The sequence below is a fragment of the Acidovorax sp. FJL06 genome (assembly GCF_003852545.1).
Classification (GTDB): domain Bacteria; phylum Pseudomonadota; class Gammaproteobacteria; order Burkholderiales; family Burkholderiaceae_C; genus Acidovorax.
Genome location: NZ_QAJR01000007.1, coordinates 26,068 through 45,560, shown reverse-complemented (window position 1 = coordinate 45,560; position 19,493 = coordinate 26,068). Strand labels below are relative to the sequence as shown.

The window sequence follows — 19,493 nt, the reverse complement described above, 5'->3', positions numbered from 1 at the left end:
AGACACCAACCCATTCACCAAAGGACGACCATGCAAGACATCCTGGATCAACTGGAGAAAAAGCGTGCGCTGGCACGCCTGGGCGGCGGGCAAAAGCGCATCGACGCGCAGCACGCCAAGGGCAAGCTCACCGCGCGCGAGCGCATCGAGCTGCTGCTGGACGACGGCACGTTCGAAGAATGGGACATGTTTGTCGAGCACCGCTGCACCGACTTTGGCATGGAGGACAACAAGATCCCCGGCGACGGTGTGGTGACGGGCTACGGCATGATCAATGGCCGCCTGGTGTTCGTTTTCAGCCAGGACTTCACGGTGTTCGGCGGTGCTTTGAGCGAAACGCACGCCGAAAAGATCTGCAAGGTGATGGACCAGGCCATGAAGGTCGGCGCACCGGTCATCGGCTTGAACGACTCGGGCGGCGCCCGCATCCAGGAAGGTGTGGCGTCCCTCGGCGGCTATGCCGACGTGTTCCAGAAGAACGTACTCGCCAGCGGCGTGATCCCGCAGATCAGCATGATCATGGGCCCCAGCGCCGGGGGCGCCGTGTACTCGCCCGCCATGACGGACTTCATCTTCATGGTCAAGGATTCGAGCTACATGTTCGTGACCGGCCCCGAAGTGGTGAAGACCGTGACGCACGAAGAAGTGACGGCCGAGGAACTGGGCGGCGCCGTGACGCACACCACCAAGAGCGGTGTGGCCGACATGGCGTTCGAGAACGACGTGGAGGCGCTGATGATGCTGCGCCGCCTGTACAACTACCTGCCGCTCAACAACCGTGAAAAAGCCCCCGTGCGCCCCAGCAACGACCCGGCCGACCGCATGGACCTGAGCCTGGACACCCTGGTGCCCGAGAACCCCAACAAGCCCTACGACATGAAGGAGCTGATCCTCAAGACGGTGGACGACGGGGATTTCTTTGAGCTGCAGCCCGAGTACGCCAAGAACATCCTGATCGGCTTTGCCCGCATGGAAGGCCAGACCGTGGGCATCGTAGCCAACCAGCCGCTGGTGCTGGCCGGCTGTCTGGACATCAAGAGTTCCATCAAGGCCGCGCGTTTTGTGCGCTTCTGCGACGCGTTCAACATCCCCGTGGTCACGTTTGTGGACGTGCCCGGCTTCATGCCCGGCACCAGCCAGGAGTACGGCGGCATCATCAAGCACGGCGCCAAGCTGCTGTACGCGTATGCCGAGTGCACCGTGCCCAAGATCACCGTCATCACCCGCAAGGCCTACGGCGGCGCGTACGACGTGATGAGCAGCAAGCACCTGCGCGGCGACGTGAACCTGGCCTGGCCCAACGCGGAAATTGCGGTGATGGGCGCCAAGGGCGCGGTGGAAATCATCTTCCGCGAAGACAAGAACGACCCCGTGAAACTGGCCGCGCGTGAGGCGGAATACAAGCAGCGTTTTGCGAATCCGTTTGTGGCCGGTGCACGCGGCTTTATCGACGACGTGATCCTGCCGCATGAGACGCGCAAGCGCATCTGCCGCTCGCTGGTCATGCTGCGGGATAAGAAGCTGGAAAATCCGTGGCGCAAGCACGGCAACATCCCACTGTGAGCGGACAAGGAGCATAAGAACATGTTTACGAAAATCCTGATCGCCAACCGTGGCGAAATCGCCTGCCGAGTGATTGCAACGGCCAAGAAAATGGGCATTGCCACCGTCGCCGTCTACTCCGACGCCGACAAGGAAGCCCGCCACGTCAAGCTGGCCGACGAGGCCGTGCACATTGGTGCGGCGCCTTCGCGCGAGTCGTACCTGCTGGCCGACAAGATCATTGCGGCCTGCAAGCAGACCGGAGCGCAGGCCGTGCACCCCGGCTATGGCTTCCTCTCCGAAAACGAGGCCTTTGCCAAGCGCTGCGAGGACGAAGGCATTGCCTTCATCGGCCCCAAGGCCCATTCGATTGCCGCCATGGGCGACAAGATCGCGTCCAAGAAGCTGGCCAACGAGGCCAAGGTCAACACCATTCCCGGCTACAACGATGCCATCGCCGGCCCCGAGCAGGCGGTCGAAATCGCCAAAGGCATTGGTTACCCCGTGATGATCAAGGCCTCGGCCGGGGGCGGCGGCAAGGGCCTGCGCGTGGCGTTCAACGACAAGGAAGCGTTTGAAGGCTTTGCCAGCTGCCAGAACGAAGCCCGCAACAGCTTTGGCGACGACCGCATCTTCATTGAGAAGTTTGTGCAGGAGCCGCGCCACATCGAGATCCAGGTGTTGGGCGATTCGCACGGCAACGTGATCTACCTGAACGAGCGCGAGTGCTCCATCCAGCGCCGCCACCAGAAGGTGATCGAAGAGGCGCCATCGCCTTTCATCAGCGACGCCACCCGCAAGGCGATGGGTGAGCAGGCGGTGCAACTGGCCAAGGCCGTGAAGTACCAGAGCGCGGGCACGGTGGAGTTCGTGGTCGGCAAGGACCAGGACTTCTACTTCCTGGAGATGAACACCCGCCTGCAGGTGGAGCACCCGGTGACGGAGTGCATCACCGGCCTGGACCTTGTGGAGCTGATGATCCGCGTGGCCGCGGGCGAGAAGCTGCCTTTGAGCCAAGCCGATGTGAAGCGCGACGGCTGGGCCATCGAGTGCCGCATCAACGCCGAAGACCCGTTCCGCAACTTCCTGCCGTCCACGGGCCGCCTTGTGCGCTTTCAGCCGCCGGAGGAATCCATGTTCCAGTCCGACACCAGCAAGAAGCTGGGCGTGCGGGTGGACACCGGCGTGTACGAAGGCGGCGAGATCCCCATGTACTACGACTCGATGATCGCCAAGCTCATCGTGCACGGCACGGACCGCAACGACGCGATTGCCAAGATGCGCGCAGCGCTCAACGGCTTTGTGATTCGCGGCATCAGCAGCAACATCCCGTTCCAGGCCGCGCTGCTGGCGCACCCCAAGTTCGTGACCGGCGACTTCAACACCGGCTTTATCGCCGAGAACTACGGCAAGGGCTTCCACGCCGAAGATGTGCCGCACAGCGACCCGCTGTTCCTGGTGGCGCTGGCCGCGTTCATGAACCGCCGCTACCGTGCACGCGCCTCCGGCATCAGCGGCCAGTTGGCTGGCCACGAGGTGAAGGTGGGCGAGCAGTTTGTGGTGGTCACGCTGGGCGCCGAAGGGCAGAACCAGCACCACGAGGTGACGGTGTCTGACTTTGAAGACAAATCGGGCTCCAGCGCTATCCAGGTGGGCGATAACAGCTATCAGATCAGTAGCAACGCCACGCTGGGGCAGATCCGTGTGCAGGGCGCCTGCAACGGCCAGGGCTTCACGGCCCAGGTGGAACGTGGCGTGGGCAAGAACCCGCTGGCGCTGCGCATTGCGCACAACGGCACGCAGATCGACACGCTGGTGCTGTCGCCGCTGGGCGCCAAGCTGCACAAGCTCATGCCGTTCAAGGCACCGCCGGACCTGTCCAAGTTCCTGCTCTCGCCCATGCCCGGCCTGCTGGTCGATGTGGCGGTGCAGCCCGGCCAGAAGGTGCAGGCCGGTGAAAAGCTGGCGGTGATCGAGGCCATGAAGATGGAGAACATCCTCTTTGCCGCACAGGACGGCGTGGTGGGCAAGATCACGGCGGGCAAGGGCGAGTCGCTGGCGGTGGACCAGATCATTCTGGAATTCCAGTGATCGGCCTGCGGTCCCGCAACCCATCCATCCCCGGGGGCCTTGTGCCCCTTTTTTGAATGTTTTTGGCCTCTTGCGCTTATTCAACAAGCGCTAGCAGCTATGAAATCAGGAGTCATCATGACCAACCCCCAACGCCCGTTCAAGGTTCTGGGCATCCAGCAAGTCGCCATTGGCGGCACCGACAAGCAGCGCATGAAGACCCTGTGGGTGGACATGCTGGGCCTCACGCAGACCGGCACCTTCCAAAGCGAACGAGAGAACGTCGATGAAGACATCCTGGCCATGGGCCGGGACGCGTTCAAGGTCGAGGTGGACATCATGCAGCCGCTGGACATCGACAAAAAACCCGCCGTGCACACCACACCGCTCAACCACATTGGCCTGTGGATCGACGACCTGCCCAAGGCGGTGGAATGGCTCACGGCCCAGGGCGTGCGCTTTGCGCCCGGCGGCATCCGCAAGGGCGCGGCGGGGTATGACATCACCTTTTTGCACCCCAAGAGCAACGACGAGTTTCCGATTGCGGGCGAGGGGGTGCTGATCGAGCTGGTGCAGGCACCTGCGGACGTGATTGCGGCGCTGGGCTGAGGTTTTACCGGGCTGTGGGCCGCCAGTGGGGCCAAATCCTGCCGCAACGTCGCTCATCTTCCAGCGGGTGCGGCGGCTGTTGCGCGGCAGATGGCAGCAGATGAGCCCATGTTGTCGCCATGGGGCAAGGCCTGGTTTGTGCACATGCCGAACGGCTTGCAAATGCAAAAAAAACGCTGGCTTCTGCTTCCAAAAAACATGGCAATTGCCAGCTGTTGTGCACGCCTTTTTGTTGGCACTTTTTGTGACCCTGCAGTGCGCGTTTGTGCCGTTTTCTCCTCCAGAATCCGCCCCAGCCGCTGCGCACCTGCCCCAAACCCCATCCACCGGGTAGTGCGCGCCGAAGAAACGATGACCGAGTAAGCAACCTCTGGCCCCGTGGTGGCAACCCGCCGCCGCAGGGCCGATGCCTTGATTGTTGAAGGAACCCACCCCATGCCCGCCACCCTGGCCCCTACCCCCGCAGTGCAGTCCGCACCCTCCGTGCAACCGGTTCAATTGCACCGCCGCGCCCCGTCGCCCGCCACACAGGGCCCCTGGTCGGTCGAGGCCATCCAGGCGCTGCTCGACAAGCCCTTGATGGACTTGCTGTTCGAGGCGCAGACCGTGCACCGCCAGCATTGGCCCGCGGGCGACATCGAGCTGGCCACGCTGCTGTCGGTCAAGACCGGCGGCTGCCCCGAAAACTGCGGCTACTGCCCGCAGGCGGCCGAGTTCGACACCGGCGTGAAGGCCGACAAGCTGATGGAAGTGGATGAGGTGGTGCGCGCCGCCCAGGCCGCCAAGGACGCAGGCGCCACCCGCTTTTGCATGGGCGCTGCCTGGCGCGCGCCCAAGGACCGCGATATTGAAAAGGTCAGTGCCCTGATCGGCGCCGTGAAAGGCCTGGGCCTGCAGACCTGCGCCACGCTGGGCATGCTCGAATCGCACCAGGCGCTGGCGCTGAAGGACGCGGGCCTGGATTACTACAACCACAACCTGGACACGGCCCCCGAGTACTACACCGACGTGGTGAGCACCCGTGCCTACCAGGACCGGCTGGACACGCTGCAAAACGTGCGTGCAGCCGGCATCAGCGTGTGCTGCGGCGGCATTGTGGGCATGGGTGAGGCGCCCGTGCACCGCGCGGGCCTGATTGCGCAGCTGGCCAACCTGCAGCCGTACCCCGAGTCGGTGCCCATCAACAGCCTGGTGCGCGTGCCCGGCACGCCGCTGGCCGACAGCGAGCCCATCGACCCATTTGATTTTGTGCGTGTGATTGCCGTGGCCCGTATCACCATGCCCAAGGCCCGCGTGCGCCTGTCGGCCGGGCGCCAGCAAATGGGCGAGGCGGTGCAAGCGCTGTGCTTCATGGCCGGGGCCAATTCGATCTTTTATGGTGACAAGCTGCTGGTGACGGGCAACCCCGACGTGGATGCCGACGTGCAACTGCTGGCCAAGCTGGGCCTGAACGGCCACCGCACCACCACGACCGAGGCGGAGCACGGGCATCACCACCATGCATAGTTAGTCAGTCGATGAGCCTGGCAAAACCTTCCACGGTGCGGGATGGCGTCACGCCAATGATCTCCGGCACCACCACACCGTGGGCGACAAAGGGGTCTTGCTGAACCCTTGATGCGAGTTCTTCTTTGGTGGTTTTGGCGGCCAAAATCGCGCCGCCTTGCGCGGATTCCAGCGAACCGGCCATCAGGAACACACCGTCGTCGATGCCGCTCTGGATCCACTGGTTGTGCGCGGCCATCCACTGGGCAGCTTGCGAGCGATTGGGGCCGAATTTGAGAAAAACAATGTGCATGGGGAGCTCCTCCTGTGGCATGGGGTTGTAGGGGGGGGAACTGCGCTGCTCAAGAGCCCTGAGGAGTCACAGACTGCACCCAGGCCTCGATCTGATCGACCTCGTGGCGGATGAACGCTTCGTCATGAAACGCATTCGCCAGGGATGCGATGCCCTGGCTGCGGGCCAGCAGGTGCATCGCGAGTGTGTCGGCGTCGTCGGCGCGGCCCAGCGCGGCAAACTGTTCCGCCAGCCATCGGCGAAACTGGCCGAAGATCATTCCGGCGTCGCCCTGTGCGGGATGCTCCCGCTTGGCCAGCTCGGCGCACAGCGTGCCCACCGGGCAGCCAAAGCGCTGGATGTCCTGGCGGTTGTCGATCAGCATCTGCGCAAAACACTTCAAGCGGTCGGCAGGCGTGTGCCCCTTCTGGGCCCAGGCATCGAGCATGGCCTGGGTTTGGGCGGCACGGTGCGCTATCACCGCCGCAAGAATGTCGTCCTTGGTTTTGAAGTGGTAGTAGAAATTGCCCCGCGAAATTTTGACCTCGTCAGCGATGTTGGCAAACGAGGTGCTCTCGAAGCCACGCTGATAGAACAAGAGGTCGGCTTTTTCAACGATCTCCTGGCGGGTGCTGGGCTTGGGTGCAATGGTTTTCATCATGGCGGGGCTTTCAGTCCATCGCGGTGGGCGTAGCGGCCGCAGGGTAATCGGTGTACCCACGCTCATCCCCTCCGTAGAACGTGGTGGGGTCCGGGTCGCTGAGCGGCAGGTCGTGCCGAAAACGTGTCACTAGGTCTGGGTTTGCGATGAAGGGCTTGCCAAAGGCGATGAGGTCGGCCGCGCCGCCACGGATGGCTGCCATGGCGCGCGCTTTGTCATAGCCATTGTTGGCGATGTAGGTTCCGCCAAATTGGCGCCGAAGCAACCCGTAGTCCAGCGAGTGCGGGGCGGCTGTCATGTCACCCTCCAGCACATGGAGATAGGCCAGGCGGCGGGCGGAAAGCGCCTTCGCGTAGAACCCGAAGTGGGCGGCCGGGTCGCTGTCGCTCATGTCATTAAAACGGTTCTCCGGGCTCAGGCGCACGCCAATGCGCTCCGTTGCCCACACTTCGCCGACGGCGTCCAGGACCTCCGACAGGAACGCCATTCGCCGCGCCGGTGTTCCACCATAGGCATCCGTGCGCTGGTTGGTTCCATCGCGCAGGAATTGGTCGATGAGGTAGCCATTGGCCCCGTGGATCTCCACGCCGTCGAAGCCCGCTGCCTGGGCAACGCGCGATGCGGCCTGGAACTGGGCCACCACGCCGGGGACTTCATGGGCAGAGAGTTCGCGTGGCGTGGTAAACGGCTGCATACCTGTGTAAGTAACAGCCATGCCCTCTGGGCGAATCGCGGATGGAGCCACCGCAGGCCCGCCATCTGCCTGCAGGCTGGGGTGTGAGATGCGCCCGCAGTGCTGCAACTGGGCAAAGATGCGGCCACCCTTGGCATGGACTGCCGCAGTGACCTGGCGCCAACCCTCAGCCTGCGCGTCGGTGTAGATGCCTGGCGTGCCCGGGTAGCCGACACCTTGCGCGGAGACGGGGGCGGATTCGGCAATCACCAGCCCGGCATCGCCACGTTGTCCGTAGTGGATGGCCATGAGGGACGATGGAACGCCATCGGGCGCGGCCCGATTGCGCGTCATGGGGGCCATCACCATGCGGTTGGCCAGGGTGACGCCACCCAGGGCCACGGGAGAGAACAAATCAGCAGCCACGAAAACCTCCTTTCAACATCGATTAGGATGATTGGCCTAATTATTAGGGCAATTGTCCAAATCAAGCAAGTAGGCTGTTTTGTGTCGGCAAAAAAAAGACGCCGTTGCCGAAATCCGGAAGCACCGAAAACGCGGGAGGAATGGCGATCGGCAGGCTTGGCCCGTAAGCCGAGCACCGCCAGGGAGCCGCTGCACAAATCGAGCGGCAGATGCACGCGGCGCGATGATTCGCGCGGAGGTTTCCTAGGCGTCCACCGTGGTCTGCAAGCGCAGCAGGTCGGAGCTCAGCCGCTGCACCTCGGCGCGCAGTTGCGCGTTTTCGCGCAGCAGGTCCATGTCCTTCTGCAACTGCTTGCGGTGCTCCACATAGACCATGAGGTTGCTCACGCGCAGCTTGAGCAGCTCGGGGTCGATGGGTTTGAAGACGTAGTCGATGGCGCCCAGGCTCAGCCCTTTGTGGCGGGCCATCTCGTCGGTGATGGCGGTCACGAAGATGATGGGCATGTACTCGGAGGTGTGGTGCTCGCGCAGCCGGCGCGCCACCTCAAAGCCGTCCATGCCGGGCATCATCACATCCAGCAGGATGACATCGGGCGGCGCGTCGGACTGGCAGATGCTGAGAGCCTTCTCACCGTTCTGCGCCACCTTGACCTTGAAGCGGTCGCGGAACAGGCCGGCCATCAGCTGCAGGTTGTCGGGGGTGTCGTCCACCACCAGCAGGGTGGCGCGGTCGGCTGTGCCGTCGCCCTCCGGGGCGGGCTCGGCGGCGGGCGGTGCGGCCCCGCGCGTGAGCACGCGCTGCATGCGCTCCAGCAGCCGGCGGGTGGTGAAGGGTTTGATCAGCAGGTCGTCAATGCCCAGCTGGATGGCCTTGGCGGCCGCAGCCCGGTCCAGACTGCCCGACATGAGCAGAAAGGGCAGGCCGGCCAGGCGCGGCTCGGCCCGCAGGGCTTCGAGCACCTCCAGGCCGCTGTGCACCGGCATGTCCAGGTCGGCCACCACCACCTGCACGGGTTCGGAGCGCAGGATCTGCAGCGCGCGCAGGCCGTCCCTGGCCTGCAGCACGCGGGCGAAGCCTGCCCCTTCGAGCTGGCTGGCCAGGGCCTGGCGCATGGCGCCTGCGCCTTCGGCCAGCAGGACGGTGGTTTGTGCGGGGTGCATGGGGCGTCTGCTGGGCGGGTGCTGCATGCCTTTCAGATCTCGGCGCGTTCTGCCGCGGGCAGGTCGGCGGCCAGGCGGTCCCTGTGCGCCAGCGCGGCAGGCTCGCCGTCGGCAAAACGCCGGGCAATGCGGCGAAACTCTTCGGACAGCACGAGGAAGGCGTCCACCATGTCGGGGTCGAAATGGCTGCTCCGGCCCTCGCGGATGATTTCGACGGCCTTTTCGTGGGTGAACGCGGCCTTGTACACGCGCTCGGAGATCAGCGCGTCGTACACATCGGCCACGGCCATGAGGCGCGCCGACAGCGGGATGTTGTTGCCCATCAGGCCTTCGGGGTAGCCCGAGCCGTCCCACTTTTCCTGGTGGCTGTAGGTGATCTCCTTGGCGTAGCGGAAGAACGGGTTGTCCTGCGTGGTCTCGCTCTCGGCGGCCACGATGGCGTCGCGGCCCAGCGTGGTGTGGGTCTTCATGATCTCGAATTCTTCGGGCGTGAGCTTGCCGGGCTTGAGCAGGATGCGGTCGGGGATGCCCACCTTGCCGATGTCGTGCAGCGGGGCGGACTTGAAGATCGTCTCGATGTTGGTGTCGGTCAGTTCTTCCTTGAAGCGCGGGTGGTTTTGCAGGTGGCGGGCCAGGGCCTCCACGTAGTGCTGGGTGCGCCGGATGTGGTTGCCGGTTTCGTTGTCGCGCGTTTCGGCCAGCGAGGCCATGGCGCGGATGGTAGCGTCCTGCAGCTCGGCCAGGGCCTGTGTGCGCGAGGCCACTTCCTGCTCCAGGAAGTTGTTGTGGTGGGCAAGAAAATCGCGCGCCCGTTTGAGCTGCAGGTGGTTGCGCACCCGGGCCATCACGATGGCGGGGTTGACGGGCTTGGTGATGTAGTCCACCGCCCCCAGCTCCAGGCCCACGCTTTCGTCCTCCGAGGCGCTCATGGCGGTGAGGAAGATCACCGGGATGTCCTCGGTGTCGGGGTTGAACTGCAGGCGGCGCAGCACCTCGTAGCCGTCCATGTCCGGCATCATGATGTCCAGCAGGATCAGGTCGGGCTTGCTTTCGCCCCCCACGATCTGCAGCGCGCGCTCACCGCTGGGTGCGAGCTTGACCTTGTAATCCGTGCGCAGCAGGTCGCTCATCAGCGAGAGGTTGTCGGGGGTGTCGTCCACCACCAGCACTGTGCATTTGCCGCTCAATTCCATCGGGCTATTCATGAACCGGGTCCTCCTTGTTGTGCATGTCGGGGATGGGGGCGGCGCGCAGTGCGGCCAGCGCATCCACAAAGTCGTAACTGTCCAGCGCCCGCTTCATGCCGGCATAGGCCGGGCCCAGCAGGGCCTTGAGGGCGGGGGTGGACTCTTTGAACAGCTCGATGGCGTCGGAGTCGTCGTCCGCCAGCAGCGCGTCAAGCCGGCCCAGCAGTTGCCGGGCGACGGCGGCATCCAGGGGCGGCGCCTCGGGCGCATCCGCTACGGTAGATCCAGCGGGTTCGTCGTCCGGGGGCAGGGCGGTGCGCAGGGCGGCCACCAGGGCCTGGCAGGCCGTGTCCACAGGGTGCAGCAGTGCGTCGAGGGTGGCGGTGGGTGCGTTCTGTCCAATGGCCTGTTCCACCGCCCCCGCCAGCGCTGCCAACGGGGCCGCGCCAATGGTGCCGGCCGTGCCCTTGAGGGTGTGCATGGTGCGCTGCGCATCGTCGTGCTGCCGGGCTGCCAGTGCGGCGCGCGTGGCCTGCACGGCGCTGGCCTGCCCGGCCACAAACTTGCGCAGCAGGCTTTCGTAGGCCGGGCGCTTGTCGAGCACGCGCCGCAGGCCGGCCGCCATGTCCAGCCCGTCGATGTGGCGCAGCGGGTCGTGGGCGGTGGCGCGCGGCGGGGCGGGCGCGGCGGGCGGCGCCGGGGTGCCAGGGGCGGCGGGTGCTGCGGCGCGTGGCGAGGTCCACTGCAGCAGGCTGGCAAACAGCTCGTCGGGGTCGATGGGTTTGGCCAGGTGGCCGTTCATGCCGGCCGCGAGGCACAGGTCCCGGTCGCGGCTCATGGCGTTGGCGGTCATGGCCAGCACCGGCAGCTGGGCCCAGGCTGGGTTCTCGCGCAGCAAGCGCGTGGCGGTGAGGCCATCCATCACGGGCATCTGCATGTCCATGAGCACGATGTCGTAGGGCGTGCGCGCCAGCATGTCGAGCGCGATCTGGCCGTTGTCCGCCACGTCCACCTCCAGGCCGGCGCCCATCAGCAGCTCGGCGCCCACCTGCTGGTTCAGGTCGTTGTCGTCCACCAGCAGCACCCGGGCCCCCCGGATGGCGGCCAGGTCGGGCGCACGGCGCGGGCGGTGGGCGCGCTGCTGCGCATCGACCGCGCGGGCATGGCCGCCCAGGGCGCGGATGGCGGTGTCGAACAGCTGCGAGGGGCTGACGGGCTTGGTCAGCATGAGCCCGATGCCGGCGTTCTCCAGCTCCTGCAGCACGTCGTCGCGGCCCGCGGCCGTCACGAGGACCGAATGGGGGGGATGGGGCAGCAGCGCCAGCGCGCGGTGGGTGGCAAAGCCGTCCATGCCGGGCATCTTCCAGTCCAGGAACGCAATCTCGCAGGGGCGCCCGGCTTCGTCGGCGGCGCGCGCCTTGGCCAGGGCCTCCTCGCCCGAACTGGCCGTGGTGACCGCAAAGCTCATGCTGCCCAGCAGCCCGCTGAGGATCTGCCGAGCTTGCTCGCTGTCGTCCACCACCAGCACATGGCGCCCGCGCAGATCGGGTTCGGGCAGCAGGGGGTGGTGGGGCACCGCGCCCAGGCCCAGCCGGGCCGTGAACCAGAAGGTGCTGCCCTGGCCCGGCGTGCTGCGCACCCCCACATCGCCGCCCATCAGGTCGGCGAGCTTCTTGGAGATGGCCAGGCCCAGGCCGGTGCCGCCGTACTTGCGCGTGGTGGAGGTGTCGGCCTGCTCGAACGAGCGGAACAGGCGCGACTGCTGTTCTTCGGTGAGGCCGATGCCCGTGTCCTGCACCTCAAAGCGCATGAGGATGCCGTCGGCATCGCGCGAGGCTTCGCTGACCCGCACGATGATCTCGCCTGCGTCGGTGAACTTGACGGCGTTGTTGGCGTAGTTGACCAGGATCTGCCCCAGGCGCAGGGGGTCGCCGCGCAGGTCGTCGGGCAGGGCCGGGTCCACGTCGAACAGCAGCTCCAGGCCTTTGCTGGCCGATTTGCCGCTGATCAGGTTGGCCACGTTGTCGAGCACGCCGCGCAGCTCGAAGTCCACCACCTCCATTTCGAGCTTGCCGGCCTCGATCTTGCTGAAGTCGAGGATGTCGTTGATCAGGCCCAGCAGGTGCTGGCCCGAGCGCTGGATCTTTTCGACATAGTCCCGCTGGCGGGGCGAGAGGTCGGTGCCCAGCGCCAGGTGGCTCATGCCGATCACGGCGTTCATGGGGGTGCGGATCTCGTGGCTCATGTTGGCCAGGAAGTCCGATTTCATCTGCGAGGCATCTTCGGCCTTGGCCCGGGCGATCTCCAGCTCTTCTTCGTGCTCGCGCAGCGCCACATTGAGCTGCTGCAGCTCGGCCGTGCGCTGCGCCACGCGGGCCTCCAGGGCTTCTTCGTTGCGCTTCAAGGCCTCCACCAGCTCGGCCTGGGCGGCCATGGCCAGGGATTTGGCTTTTTCGCGCTTGAGGAATTGCCGCGCCATGGCAAACGCCAGCAAAAAGGTGAGCAGTGCCTGGAAGGCCGTGAGGCCGGTGGTCAGCAAGGTCTGGTGCTTGACCTCGGCATTGCGTGTGTCGCCCAGCAGGGCAGACACGCGCGAGGCGTTGAGCGACAACTCCTGCACGGTGTCGCGCAGTGCATCCAGCTCAGTGCGCAAAAGCCGCATGTTCTTCTGGCTGGAGACCGGGTCCACGCTGGCCCCGAAATGGTTGTCACCCGCCGCTACAAAGCGCTGCAGGGCGGCCAGGGCCTTGGCATAGATGGGCTCTTCCTGCATCAGCGTGCGGGCGGTGCCGCTCTCCAGCGCGCTGAAACGGCTCAGGAAGAGGTCATAGCGCAGCTCCAGCCGGTCCATGGGGATGCTGGCCGGGTCCAGTTCGAACTGGTGCAGTGCATGGTCGAGCTTTTCGTACTCGACGTTGAGCTGCAGGAAGGACCACAGTGCGTTGACATCGCCCCGCCGCATGACGGCTTCGACGCTGCGGTACTGGTGGTATTGCACGGCCGCGATGGCCACATAGGCCAGCACCAGGCCTGCAATGATGAGCCGCAGTATGTGTTTGCTGCGCAGCATGCGTGGAGTGTCTGCGGGGCCTGGCCGGGCAGCGGGTTAGCGGATGCGCAGGGCGTTGAGCTGCCAGGCCGCACGGTTGTAGTACAGCTCGCTGCGCAACTCGGCCTTGGTGTCGAAGGGGTAGACGATGAACAGCGGGCCTTTTTCGCGCACGGGCATGGGCCGGTTGTTCATCAGCCGGGCCACGATCACGTCGTGGCGGGTGGCGTCTTCGAGCGGGATCTCGGTCTTGTAGTCGTTCAGGGCCACGGCCGTGATCTTGCTGCCCTTGGCGCCCACGGCGGCGAGCACATCGCGCAGCAAGGGGCCGGTGAAGGAGACGGCGTTGGGGTACCAGGGGGTCTGGGTAGAAAAGCTGTGCTGGGGCAGCTTCTCCAGCATCTTCATGTCGAACTGCGCCTGCTGGCCCTGGTTGGTCTGGGTGATGGCGCCCTCGATGGTGAGGATCACCGGGCCCGTGGCCTTGTCCAGGGCCTGGGCGGCCGCAGTGCCCAGGACGAGCGTGGTGAGCACAGCGCCCACGAACCGAGCGGCCCCTCGGCGCGCCTCCGAAAGACATGCTTGCATGACGATCCCCCCTTTTTTGCAACAGTCTCATGGATGGACGCACAAAATGTAAACCGATTTATAACAGCCGACCGCTGCTTCGGTGTGGCGGTGTGTCACGCGCGCGCAAGGTCGCGCATGTCAGCGGATGAGGTCCGCCATGAGTCCGTGGCGCAAAGTAATGGAAGAGGGGGCTTTGTGCCAGGACTTTTTTACCGCGGCCCGCCGTGGCCTAGGCGTTGCCGGCGGCCAGTGTGTCCCAGGCCTTCAAGGCCTCGGCCGTGTACATGAGCGCTGGGCCGCCGCCCATGTACACGCACACGGCGAGCATCTCCTCCAGCTCGGTGCGGGTGGCGCCCAGTTTCTGCAGCGCTTTGACGTGAAAGCCAATGCAGCCCGAGCAGCGCTGGGTGACGCCGATGGCCAGGGCGATCAGCTCCTTGTGTTTGCCGCTCAGCGTGCCTTCGGCCATGGAGGCCTGCGCCAGTTGTGCAAAGCCGCGCATGGTGTCGGGCTGGGCCTTGCGGAAGGTGGCCAGGCTTTCGTTGATGCCCTGGATGAGGCCGGTGTGGTCAAAAGTGCTCATTCCATGTTCCTTGTGGTGCGAGCATGCGCGCACGCAGTGGCGCCGCACGCGGGGTGGGGTTACTTCTTCATGGGACAGGTGTTGATGCCCAGCAGCGTGTAGGCGGGGCAGAAGCGGAACAGGCCGGTGGCCAGGGGTACCACGCCCAGCCAGCCCCACCATCCGACGGTGCCGGTGGCGGCGAGGGCAATCAGTACCAGGCCTGCCAGGATGCGCAGTGCACGGTCCAGGGTTCCTACGTTGGTGTTCATTGTGAATCCTTTGCTTGGGGTTTGGGGTGGATGAAGGGAGGCGGTGCTGGCGGGCCTGGGTTGCCCGGCCAGAGGCGTCGGGTCATTTCAGAACCAGGTTGTCTGCGTCCAGCACATGCAGAACGATGGGAATGCCCTGGCCCACGCTCTGGGTCACGGTGCAATAGGTCTCGAACTGGCTGAGCACGCGGTCCAGGTGCTGCAACTGGGCCGCAGGCACGCCCAGGCGCAGGGTGGCGTCGATGCCCAGCACACGCAGGCGGCCTTCGGGGTTGCGGCCCACCTCGGCCACCACGCTGGCGCGCAGGGGTTCGGGGGCCTGCTTGAACTTGCGCAGGGCAAACAGCAGCGAGTCGCTCAGGCAGTTGCCCACGGCGGCGCACAGCAATTGCACGGGCGATGGCCCCATGCCGCTGCCCAGCGGTGCGGGTTCGTCACCGATCAGGTTGGGGATGGAATCACCGAACTGGATGTCGAAGCGGTAGTCCTGCTGCTGGACGAGTTCGACGGTGACCTGTTCATTGCTCATGAAAACCTCCGGGTTGGTTCAGATGGGTAGAGGAAAAACCGTTACAGCGCGTTGACCGGGATCTTGAGGTAGGCGACCCCATTGCTTTCGGCCGGTGGCATGGCCCCGGCCCGGATGTTGACCTGCACCGAGGGCAGGATCAGCGTGGGCATTTCCAGCGTGGTATCACGCCGGGTGCGCAGGGCCACAAAGGCCTCTTCGGTCACACCATCGTGCACATGGATGTTGTGGGCGCGCTGCTCGGCCACCGTGGTCTGCCAGGCGGTGGCGCGCCCGGCCGGGGGGTAGTCGTGGCACATGTAGAGCCGTGTGTCGGGCGGCAGGCTCAGCAGTTTGCGCACCGACTGGTAGAGCTGATGTGCGTTGCCCCCGGGGAAGTCGCAGCGCGCCGTGCCCACGTCGGGCATGAACAGGGTGTCGCCCACCAACACGGCGTCGCCCACCTGGTAGGCCATGCAGGCCGGAGTGTGGCCGGGCACGGCAAGCGCAGTGGCCTTTAGCTGGCCGATGTGGAACACCTCGTTGTCCTGCAGCAGGTGGTCGAACTGGCGGCCATCCGGGCGGAAGTCGGGCTCCAGATGGAACACGGCCTTGAAAACGTCCTGCACCTGGGTGATGGCGGCGCCGATCGCAATGCGCCCCCCCAGCTTGTTGCGCAGGTAGTGCGCGGCCGACAGGTGGTCGGCATGCGCATGGGTTTCCAGAATCCATTGCACGGTCAGGCCGTGGGTCTGCACGAACTCGATCAGGCGTTCGGCGGAATGTGTGCGGGTGCGGCCCGATTTGGGGTCGTAGTCCAGCACCGAATCCACCAGGGCGCAGTGCCCGCTGGGCTGGTCGAAGACGACATAGCTCACCGTCCAGGTGGCGTCGTCAAAGAAGGCCTGTATCTGGGGTTTCATCGCTTCTTTCCTTGGATTTCAATTTCGACGTGAATAGTTTATTGACTTATAGATTGTTAGTCAATAGAATATCGAAAATGCAATCGAACAGGAGTGCGCCCATGCTCACCGAAGCCCCCATCGAACTGGAAAGCCTGCGCCGCTCGGCCGACAGCGCCTGCCGCCTTATGAAGGTGCTCTCCAACCCCGATCGCCTGCTGCTGCTGTGCCAGCTCACCCAGGGGGAGAAAAGGGTGGGGGAGTTGGAGGCGTTGGTGGGCATCTCCCAGCCCACCCTGTCCCAGCAACTGGGGGTGCTGCGCGAAGAGGGCCTGGTGAGCACGCGCCGCGAGGGCAAGAACATCTATTACAAGATCGCCAGCCCCCAGGCGCTGGCGGTGATGAACGTGTTGTTTGAACAGTTTTGCGGGCCGGCACAAGGCACCGCCAAGGAGGCGCAGGAATGCTGATCGACTGGACCCATTTCACCCCCTGGACCGCCTTGGCCGGTGGCGTTCTGCTAGGCCTGGCATCGGCACTGTTCGTGCTGCTCAATGGCCGCATCCTGGGCATCAGCGGCATCGTGGGCGGCTTGCTGCGGCCCCGGGCGGGCGACATCGGCTGGCGGTTGGCCTTTGTGCTGGGCATGCTGGTGGCCCCCGGGGCGTACTGGGTGCTGGCCGGCCCGACGGCGCCACGCATTGATGCCGGCTGGGGCATGGTGGTGCTTGCGGGCCTGTTGGTGGGCGTGGGCACGCGCTATGGATCGGGCTGCACCAGCGGCCACGGGGTGTGCGGGCTTTCGCGCTTGTCGCCCCGTTCCCTCGTTGCCACCCTGGCCTTCATGGGCGCGGGGTTTGTCACGGTGTTTCTTGCTCGGCACGCGCTGGGCTGAGGCCATTGCAATCCACAGGAGCATTGAAATGAACACATCCTTGGTGAAAAGCCGAATCTCTGAATTTGTGGTGGGTCTGGTGTTTGGCCTGGGCCTCATCGTGTCGGGCATGACCGACCCCGGCAAGGTGCTGGGCTTTCTGGACCTGGCGGGCCTGTGGGACCCGTCGCTGGCTTTTGTGATGGGCGGTGCCATTGCAGTGGGCCTGTTTGCGTTTGCCCTGGCCAAGAAACGCACGACCAGTTTTCTGGGGGGGGCCATGCACCTGCCCACGTCCCGCAGCATCGACCGCCGCCTGGTGCTAGGCAGCCTGGTCTTTGGCGCCGGCTGGGGTCTGGCGGGTTTTTGCCCCGGGCCCGCGATTGTTTCGGCCGGAGCCGGGCAGCCCAAGGCCATCGTGTTTGTGCTGGCCATGCTGGCAGGCATGTGGTTGTTTGAAATGGCCGAAGGCCGCATGCGGCGCACTCCCGACCACCAGGCAGGAGCACATTGACATGGGCATGCAGATCATTGCCTTGACGCCCGACTTTGCGGTGGCGCCCCAGTTGCTGGCAGAAGACTTCGCCTGGGTGTCCGCCCAGGGGTTCAAGACCCTCATCAACAACCGGCCGGACGGGGAGGGCGGTGGCGCCCAGCCCACCAGCCGGGTGCTGGAAGACGCAGCCCGGGCTGCGGGATTGCACTATGTGTACCTGCCCGTGGTGAGTGGCGCCATCACCGCCGAGCAGGTGCAGGCCCTGCACGACGTGCTGGCGGCGGCGCCCCGGCCCGCGCTGGCCTTTTGCCGATCAGGCGCGCGGTCGGCCCAGCTGTTTGGCCTGGCCCAGCAGCTGGACTGAGCGCCTGGACCCCAGAGCCGTTGTGAACAAGAAACGCACAGGCCATCCCATGCCATTCGTGCCCAGCTGGATGCGCGGCTACCAGCGGTCCTGGCTCTCGGGGGACCTGGTGGCGGGCGTGATCGTCACGGTGATGCTCATTCCGCAAAGCCTGGCCTACGCCTTGCTGGCGGGCTTGCCCCCGGAAATGGGCCTGTACGCCAGCATCCTGCCCATAATGGCTTATGCGCTGCTGGGGTCGAGCATGACGCTGGCGGTAGGCCCTGTGGCGGTGGCTTCGCTCATGACGGCCAGCGCGCTGCAGCCGCTGGCAGCGGTGGGTTCTGCCGACTATGTGGGGCAGGCCATGCTGCTGTCCCTTTTGTCGGGCGGCATGCTGCTGCTGTTTGGCGTGCTGAGGCTGGGGTTTCTCGCGCACTTTCTGAGCCATCCGGTCATCAGCGGTTTTATCTCGGGCTCGGCCATCCTGATTGCCGTGGGCCAGCTCAAGCACTTGCTGGGCGTGAAAGCAGGGGGCAGCAATGTGCTGGACATGGCGCTGCAGCTGGCGCATGCGGTGCCCCACACCAACGGCGTGACCCTGGGCATGGGGGCCGGCTGTGTGCTATTTCTGCTGCTGGCGCGCAAGTCCCTGGCGCCTTGTCTGGTGCGTGCCGGGGTGGATGCCCGGCTGGCCGACCTGGCCTCCAAACTCGCCCCCATGCTGGCGGTGGTGGTCTCCACGGCACTGGTGGCCGCGCTACGCTGGGACGAAACCGCCGGTGTCAGCATCGTGGGGGCTGTGCCGCAAGGGTTGCCGGTGCTGGCGTTTCCACCCATGTCCGTTGCGGCCATCGGCCCGTTGTGGCTGCCTGCACTGCTCATCTCCCTGGTGGGTTTTGTGGAGAGTGTGTCGGTGGCGCAGTCGCTGGCGCTCAAGCGCCAGCAGCGCATACAGCCCAACCGCGAGCTGCTGGGCCTGGGGGCGGCCAACGTGGCCAGCGCCTTGTCGGGCGGTTTCCCGGTCACCGGTGGCTTTGCGCGGTCGGTGGTCAATTTTTCGGCGGGGGCCAACACGCCCCTGGCGGGGGTGGTGTCCGCCGTGCTCATGGGGATGGTCATTGCGGCGCTCACGGGGCTGTTCCACTACCTGCCCCATGCGGTGCTGGCTGCCACCATCGTCGTGGCCGTGGTGTCGCTGATCGACGTGCAGACCTTGCGCGAGGCCTGGCGCTACGACAGGGCCGACGCCCTGTCGCTGCTGGCCACCGCTGGCGGCGTGATGGCCTGGGGCGTGGAGGTGGGCATCCTGATGGGGGTAGGGCTGTCGCTGGGCACGCTGGTCTGGCGCAGCAGCCACCCACACATCGCGGTGGTGGGGCGTGTGCCCGGCACCGAGCATTTCCGCAACGTGGCACGCCACGCCGTTGCCACCGAGCCTGGCCTGATCGCCGTGCGTGTGGACGAAAGCCTGTACTTTGCCAATTCAGAGGTTTTGCAGGACACGGTCGAGGGCCTGATCGCCTCCCAGCCCGGCACCCGCCACGTGCTCCTGGTGTGCTCGGCCATCAACCAGATCGATGCCACGGCATTGGGCGTGCTGACCGACCTGGAAAGCAGCCTGGCGCGGCGCGGCATGGCGCTGTGGCTCTCCGAAGTCAAAGGCCCCGTGCTCGACCGCTTGCAAAACACGGCCTTGGGCCAGCGGCTGCAGGGACGGGTGTTCTTGAGTACGCACCAGGCGTTCGAGTTTGCCCATCAGCAAGCTGGCGGGCATTCTTCAGTGAAAAACCTGCCAGCCACTTAGAACC

General features: G+C 65.3%; 20 protein-coding genes. 9 read left to right on the top strand and 11 right to left on the bottom strand.

All coding sequences use genetic code 11. The features are described 5' to 3' along the window. The first annotated feature begins 30 nt into the window (after window positions 1–30). The 4 genes from DBV10_RS04735 to bioB all read left to right on the top strand — a co-directional run bounded on the left by DBV10_RS04735 (window position 31) and on the right by bioB (window position 5,727). Complete coding sequence (locus DBV10_RS04735; RefSeq protein ID WP_056062687.1) at window positions 31–1,563, top strand: acyl-CoA carboxylase subunit beta; 1,533 nt, start codon at window positions 31–33, stop codon at window positions 1,561–1,563. Between the two features lie 21 nt (window positions 1,564–1,584). Beyond that, entirely contained in the window at window positions 1,585–3,633 is a 2,049-nt protein-coding gene (locus tag DBV10_RS04730) for an acetyl/propionyl/methylcrotonyl-CoA carboxylase subunit alpha (RefSeq protein WP_124511142.1), read from the top strand. Window positions 3,634–3,750: 117 nt separating this feature from the next. Beyond that, the gene (locus tag DBV10_RS04725; protein WP_124511140.1) at window positions 3,751–4,221 is read left to right on the top strand and encodes a VOC family protein; all 471 of its coding nucleotides are present in this window, start codon (window positions 3,751–3,753) and stop codon (window positions 4,219–4,221) included. A 435-nt stretch (window positions 4,222–4,656) separates the two neighbouring features. After that, on the top strand, window positions 4,657–5,727 hold the full coding sequence (gene bioB, locus DBV10_RS04720) for a biotin synthase BioB (RefSeq protein ID WP_124511138.1): 1,071 nt from the start codon (window positions 4,657–4,659) through the stop codon (window positions 5,725–5,727). Window positions 5,728–5,731: 4 nt separating this feature from the next. Here bioB and DBV10_RS04715 read toward each other — a convergent pair whose 3' ends face one another. From DBV10_RS04715 to DBV10_RS04665, 11 genes are all read right to left on the bottom strand, one after another. Then, entirely contained in the window at window positions 5,732–6,019 is a 288-nt protein-coding gene (locus DBV10_RS04715) for a YciI family protein (RefSeq protein ID WP_124511136.1), read from the bottom strand. 49 nt (window positions 6,020–6,068) lie between these two features. Next, window positions 6,069–6,656 carry a TetR/AcrR family transcriptional regulator gene (locus tag DBV10_RS04710; RefSeq protein WP_124511135.1) on the bottom strand — a complete coding sequence of 196 codons (588 nt, stop codon included), beginning with the start codon at window positions 6,654–6,656 and terminating at the stop codon, window positions 6,069–6,071. A 13-nt stretch (window positions 6,657–6,669) separates the two neighbouring features. Further along, window positions 6,670–7,758, bottom strand: coding sequence for an alkene reductase (locus tag DBV10_RS04705; RefSeq protein ID WP_124511133.1), 1,089 nt, complete (start codon window positions 7,756–7,758; stop codon window positions 6,670–6,672). 243 nt (window positions 7,759–8,001) lie between these two features. Beyond that, window positions 8,002–8,919, bottom strand: a complete 918-nt coding sequence (locus DBV10_RS04700) for a response regulator (RefSeq protein ID WP_158616800.1) — start codon at window positions 8,917–8,919, stop codon at window positions 8,002–8,004. A gap of 32 nt (window positions 8,920–8,951) precedes the next feature. Then, a complete protein-coding gene (locus tag DBV10_RS04695; protein WP_124511129.1) occupies window positions 8,952–10,124 on the bottom strand; it encodes a two-component system response regulator in 1,173 nt (390 codons plus the stop codon). Next, window positions 10,117–13,176: a response regulator gene (locus DBV10_RS04690; protein ID WP_124511127.1), complete on the bottom strand. Its 3,060-nt coding sequence runs from the start codon at window positions 13,174–13,176 to the stop codon at window positions 10,117–10,119. The genes DBV10_RS04695 and DBV10_RS04690 overlap by 8 nt, the downstream gene beginning before the upstream one ends. A 36-nt stretch (window positions 13,177–13,212) precedes the next feature. Then, window positions 13,213–13,743 carry a molybdopterin-dependent oxidoreductase gene (locus tag DBV10_RS04685; protein WP_233589802.1) on the bottom strand — a complete coding sequence of 177 codons (531 nt, stop codon included), beginning with the start codon at window positions 13,741–13,743 and terminating at the stop codon, window positions 13,213–13,215. Window positions 13,744–13,954: 211 nt separating this feature from the next. Then, window positions 13,955–14,308 carry a carboxymuconolactone decarboxylase family protein gene (locus DBV10_RS04680; RefSeq protein ID WP_124511125.1) on the bottom strand — a complete coding sequence of 118 codons (354 nt, stop codon included), beginning with the start codon at window positions 14,306–14,308 and terminating at the stop codon, window positions 13,955–13,957. Between the two features lie 59 nt (window positions 14,309–14,367). Beyond that, a complete protein-coding gene (locus tag DBV10_RS04675) occupies window positions 14,368–14,559 on the bottom strand; it encodes a DUF2892 domain-containing protein (protein ID WP_124511123.1) in 192 nt (63 codons plus the stop codon). 82 nt (window positions 14,560–14,641) lie between these two features. Further along, window positions 14,642–15,088, bottom strand: a complete 447-nt coding sequence (locus DBV10_RS04670; RefSeq protein ID WP_124511121.1) for an OsmC family protein — start codon at window positions 15,086–15,088, stop codon at window positions 14,642–14,644. Between the two features lie 41 nt (window positions 15,089–15,129). Next, window positions 15,130–15,990 carry an MBL fold metallo-hydrolase gene (locus DBV10_RS04665; RefSeq protein WP_124511119.1) on the bottom strand — a complete coding sequence of 287 codons (861 nt, stop codon included), beginning with the start codon at window positions 15,988–15,990 and terminating at the stop codon, window positions 15,130–15,132. Between the two features lie 101 nt (window positions 15,991–16,091). On the opposite strand from DBV10_RS04665, the gene DBV10_RS04660 reads away from it, so the two are divergent. Genes DBV10_RS04660 through DBV10_RS04640 form a run of 5 tightly spaced genes read left to right on the top strand, consistent with a single transcriptional unit; the run spans window position 16,092 to window position 19,489 of the window. Then, window positions 16,092–16,439 (top strand): helix-turn-helix transcriptional regulator, encoded by a 348-nt coding sequence (locus DBV10_RS04660; protein ID WP_124511117.1) that lies wholly within the window; start codon window positions 16,092–16,094, stop codon window positions 16,437–16,439. Beyond that, a complete protein-coding gene (locus DBV10_RS04655) occupies window positions 16,433–16,864 on the top strand; it encodes a YeeE/YedE family protein (protein WP_124511115.1) in 432 nt (143 codons plus the stop codon). The genes DBV10_RS04660 and DBV10_RS04655 overlap by 7 nt, the downstream gene beginning before the upstream one ends. Before the next feature lie 28 nt (window positions 16,865–16,892). Next, window positions 16,893–17,357 (top strand): YeeE/YedE family protein, encoded by a 465-nt coding sequence (locus DBV10_RS04650; RefSeq protein ID WP_124511113.1) that lies wholly within the window; start codon window positions 16,893–16,895, stop codon window positions 17,355–17,357. Window position 17,358: 1 nt separating this feature from the next. After that, window positions 17,359–17,703, top strand: a complete 345-nt coding sequence (locus DBV10_RS04645) for a TIGR01244 family sulfur transferase (RefSeq protein ID WP_124511111.1) — start codon at window positions 17,359–17,361, stop codon at window positions 17,701–17,703. Window positions 17,704–17,752: 49 nt separating this feature from the next. Beyond that, window positions 17,753–19,489, top strand: a complete 1,737-nt coding sequence (locus DBV10_RS04640; RefSeq protein WP_124511109.1) for a SulP family inorganic anion transporter — start codon at window positions 17,753–17,755, stop codon at window positions 19,487–19,489. Window positions 19,490–19,493: the final 4 nt, after the last annotated feature.

Coding starts and splice junctions, on each gene's coding strand:
- DBV10_RS04650 (WP_124511113.1), top strand. CDS start 16,893: ATGAACACATCCTTGGTGAAAAGCCGAATCTCTGAATTTGTGGTGGGT.
- DBV10_RS04675 (WP_124511123.1), bottom strand. CDS start 14,559: ATGAACACCAACGTAGGAACCCTGGACCGTGCACTGCGCATCCTGGCA.
- DBV10_RS04715 (WP_124511136.1), bottom strand. CDS start 6,019: ATGCACATTGTTTTTCTCAAATTCGGCCCCAATCGCTCGCAAGCTGCC.
- DBV10_RS04660 (WP_124511117.1), top strand. CDS start 16,092: ATGCTCACCGAAGCCCCCATCGAACTGGAAAGCCTGCGCCGCTCGGCC.
- DBV10_RS04710 (WP_124511135.1), bottom strand. CDS start 6,656: ATGAAAACCATTGCACCCAAGCCCAGCACCCGCCAGGAGATCGTTGAA.
- DBV10_RS04665 (WP_124511119.1), bottom strand. CDS start 15,990: ATGAAACCCCAGATACAGGCCTTCTTTGACGACGCCACCTGGACGGTG.
- DBV10_RS04655 (WP_124511115.1), top strand. CDS start 16,433: ATGCTGATCGACTGGACCCATTTCACCCCCTGGACCGCCTTGGCCGGT.
- DBV10_RS04645 (WP_124511111.1), top strand. CDS start 17,359: ATGGGCATGCAGATCATTGCCTTGACGCCCGACTTTGCGGTGGCGCCC.
- DBV10_RS04730 (WP_124511142.1), top strand. CDS start 1,585: ATGTTTACGAAAATCCTGATCGCCAACCGTGGCGAAATCGCCTGCCGA.
- DBV10_RS04735 (WP_056062687.1), top strand. CDS start 31: ATGCAAGACATCCTGGATCAACTGGAGAAAAAGCGTGCGCTGGCACGC.
- DBV10_RS04670 (WP_124511121.1), bottom strand. CDS start 15,088: ATGAGCAATGAACAGGTCACCGTCGAACTCGTCCAGCAGCAGGACTAC.
- DBV10_RS04695 (WP_124511129.1), bottom strand. CDS start 10,124: ATGAATAGCCCGATGGAATTGAGCGGCAAATGCACAGTGCTGGTGGTG.
- DBV10_RS04700 (WP_158616800.1), bottom strand. CDS start 8,919: ATGCACCCCGCACAAACCACCGTCCTGCTGGCCGAAGGCGCAGGCGCC.
- DBV10_RS04640 (WP_124511109.1), top strand. CDS start 17,753: ATGCCATTCGTGCCCAGCTGGATGCGCGGCTACCAGCGGTCCTGGCTC.
- bioB (WP_124511138.1), top strand. CDS start 4,657: ATGCCCGCCACCCTGGCCCCTACCCCCGCAGTGCAGTCCGCACCCTCC.
- DBV10_RS04690 (WP_124511127.1), bottom strand. CDS start 13,176: ATGCTGCGCAGCAAACACATACTGCGGCTCATCATTGCAGGCCTGGTG.
- DBV10_RS04725 (WP_124511140.1), top strand. CDS start 3,751: ATGACCAACCCCCAACGCCCGTTCAAGGTTCTGGGCATCCAGCAAGTC.
- DBV10_RS04685 (WP_233589802.1), bottom strand. CDS start 13,743: ATGCAAGCATGTCTTTCGGAGGCGCGCCGAGGGGCCGCTCGGTTCGTG.
- DBV10_RS04680 (WP_124511125.1), bottom strand. CDS start 14,308: ATGAGCACTTTTGACCACACCGGCCTCATCCAGGGCATCAACGAAAGC.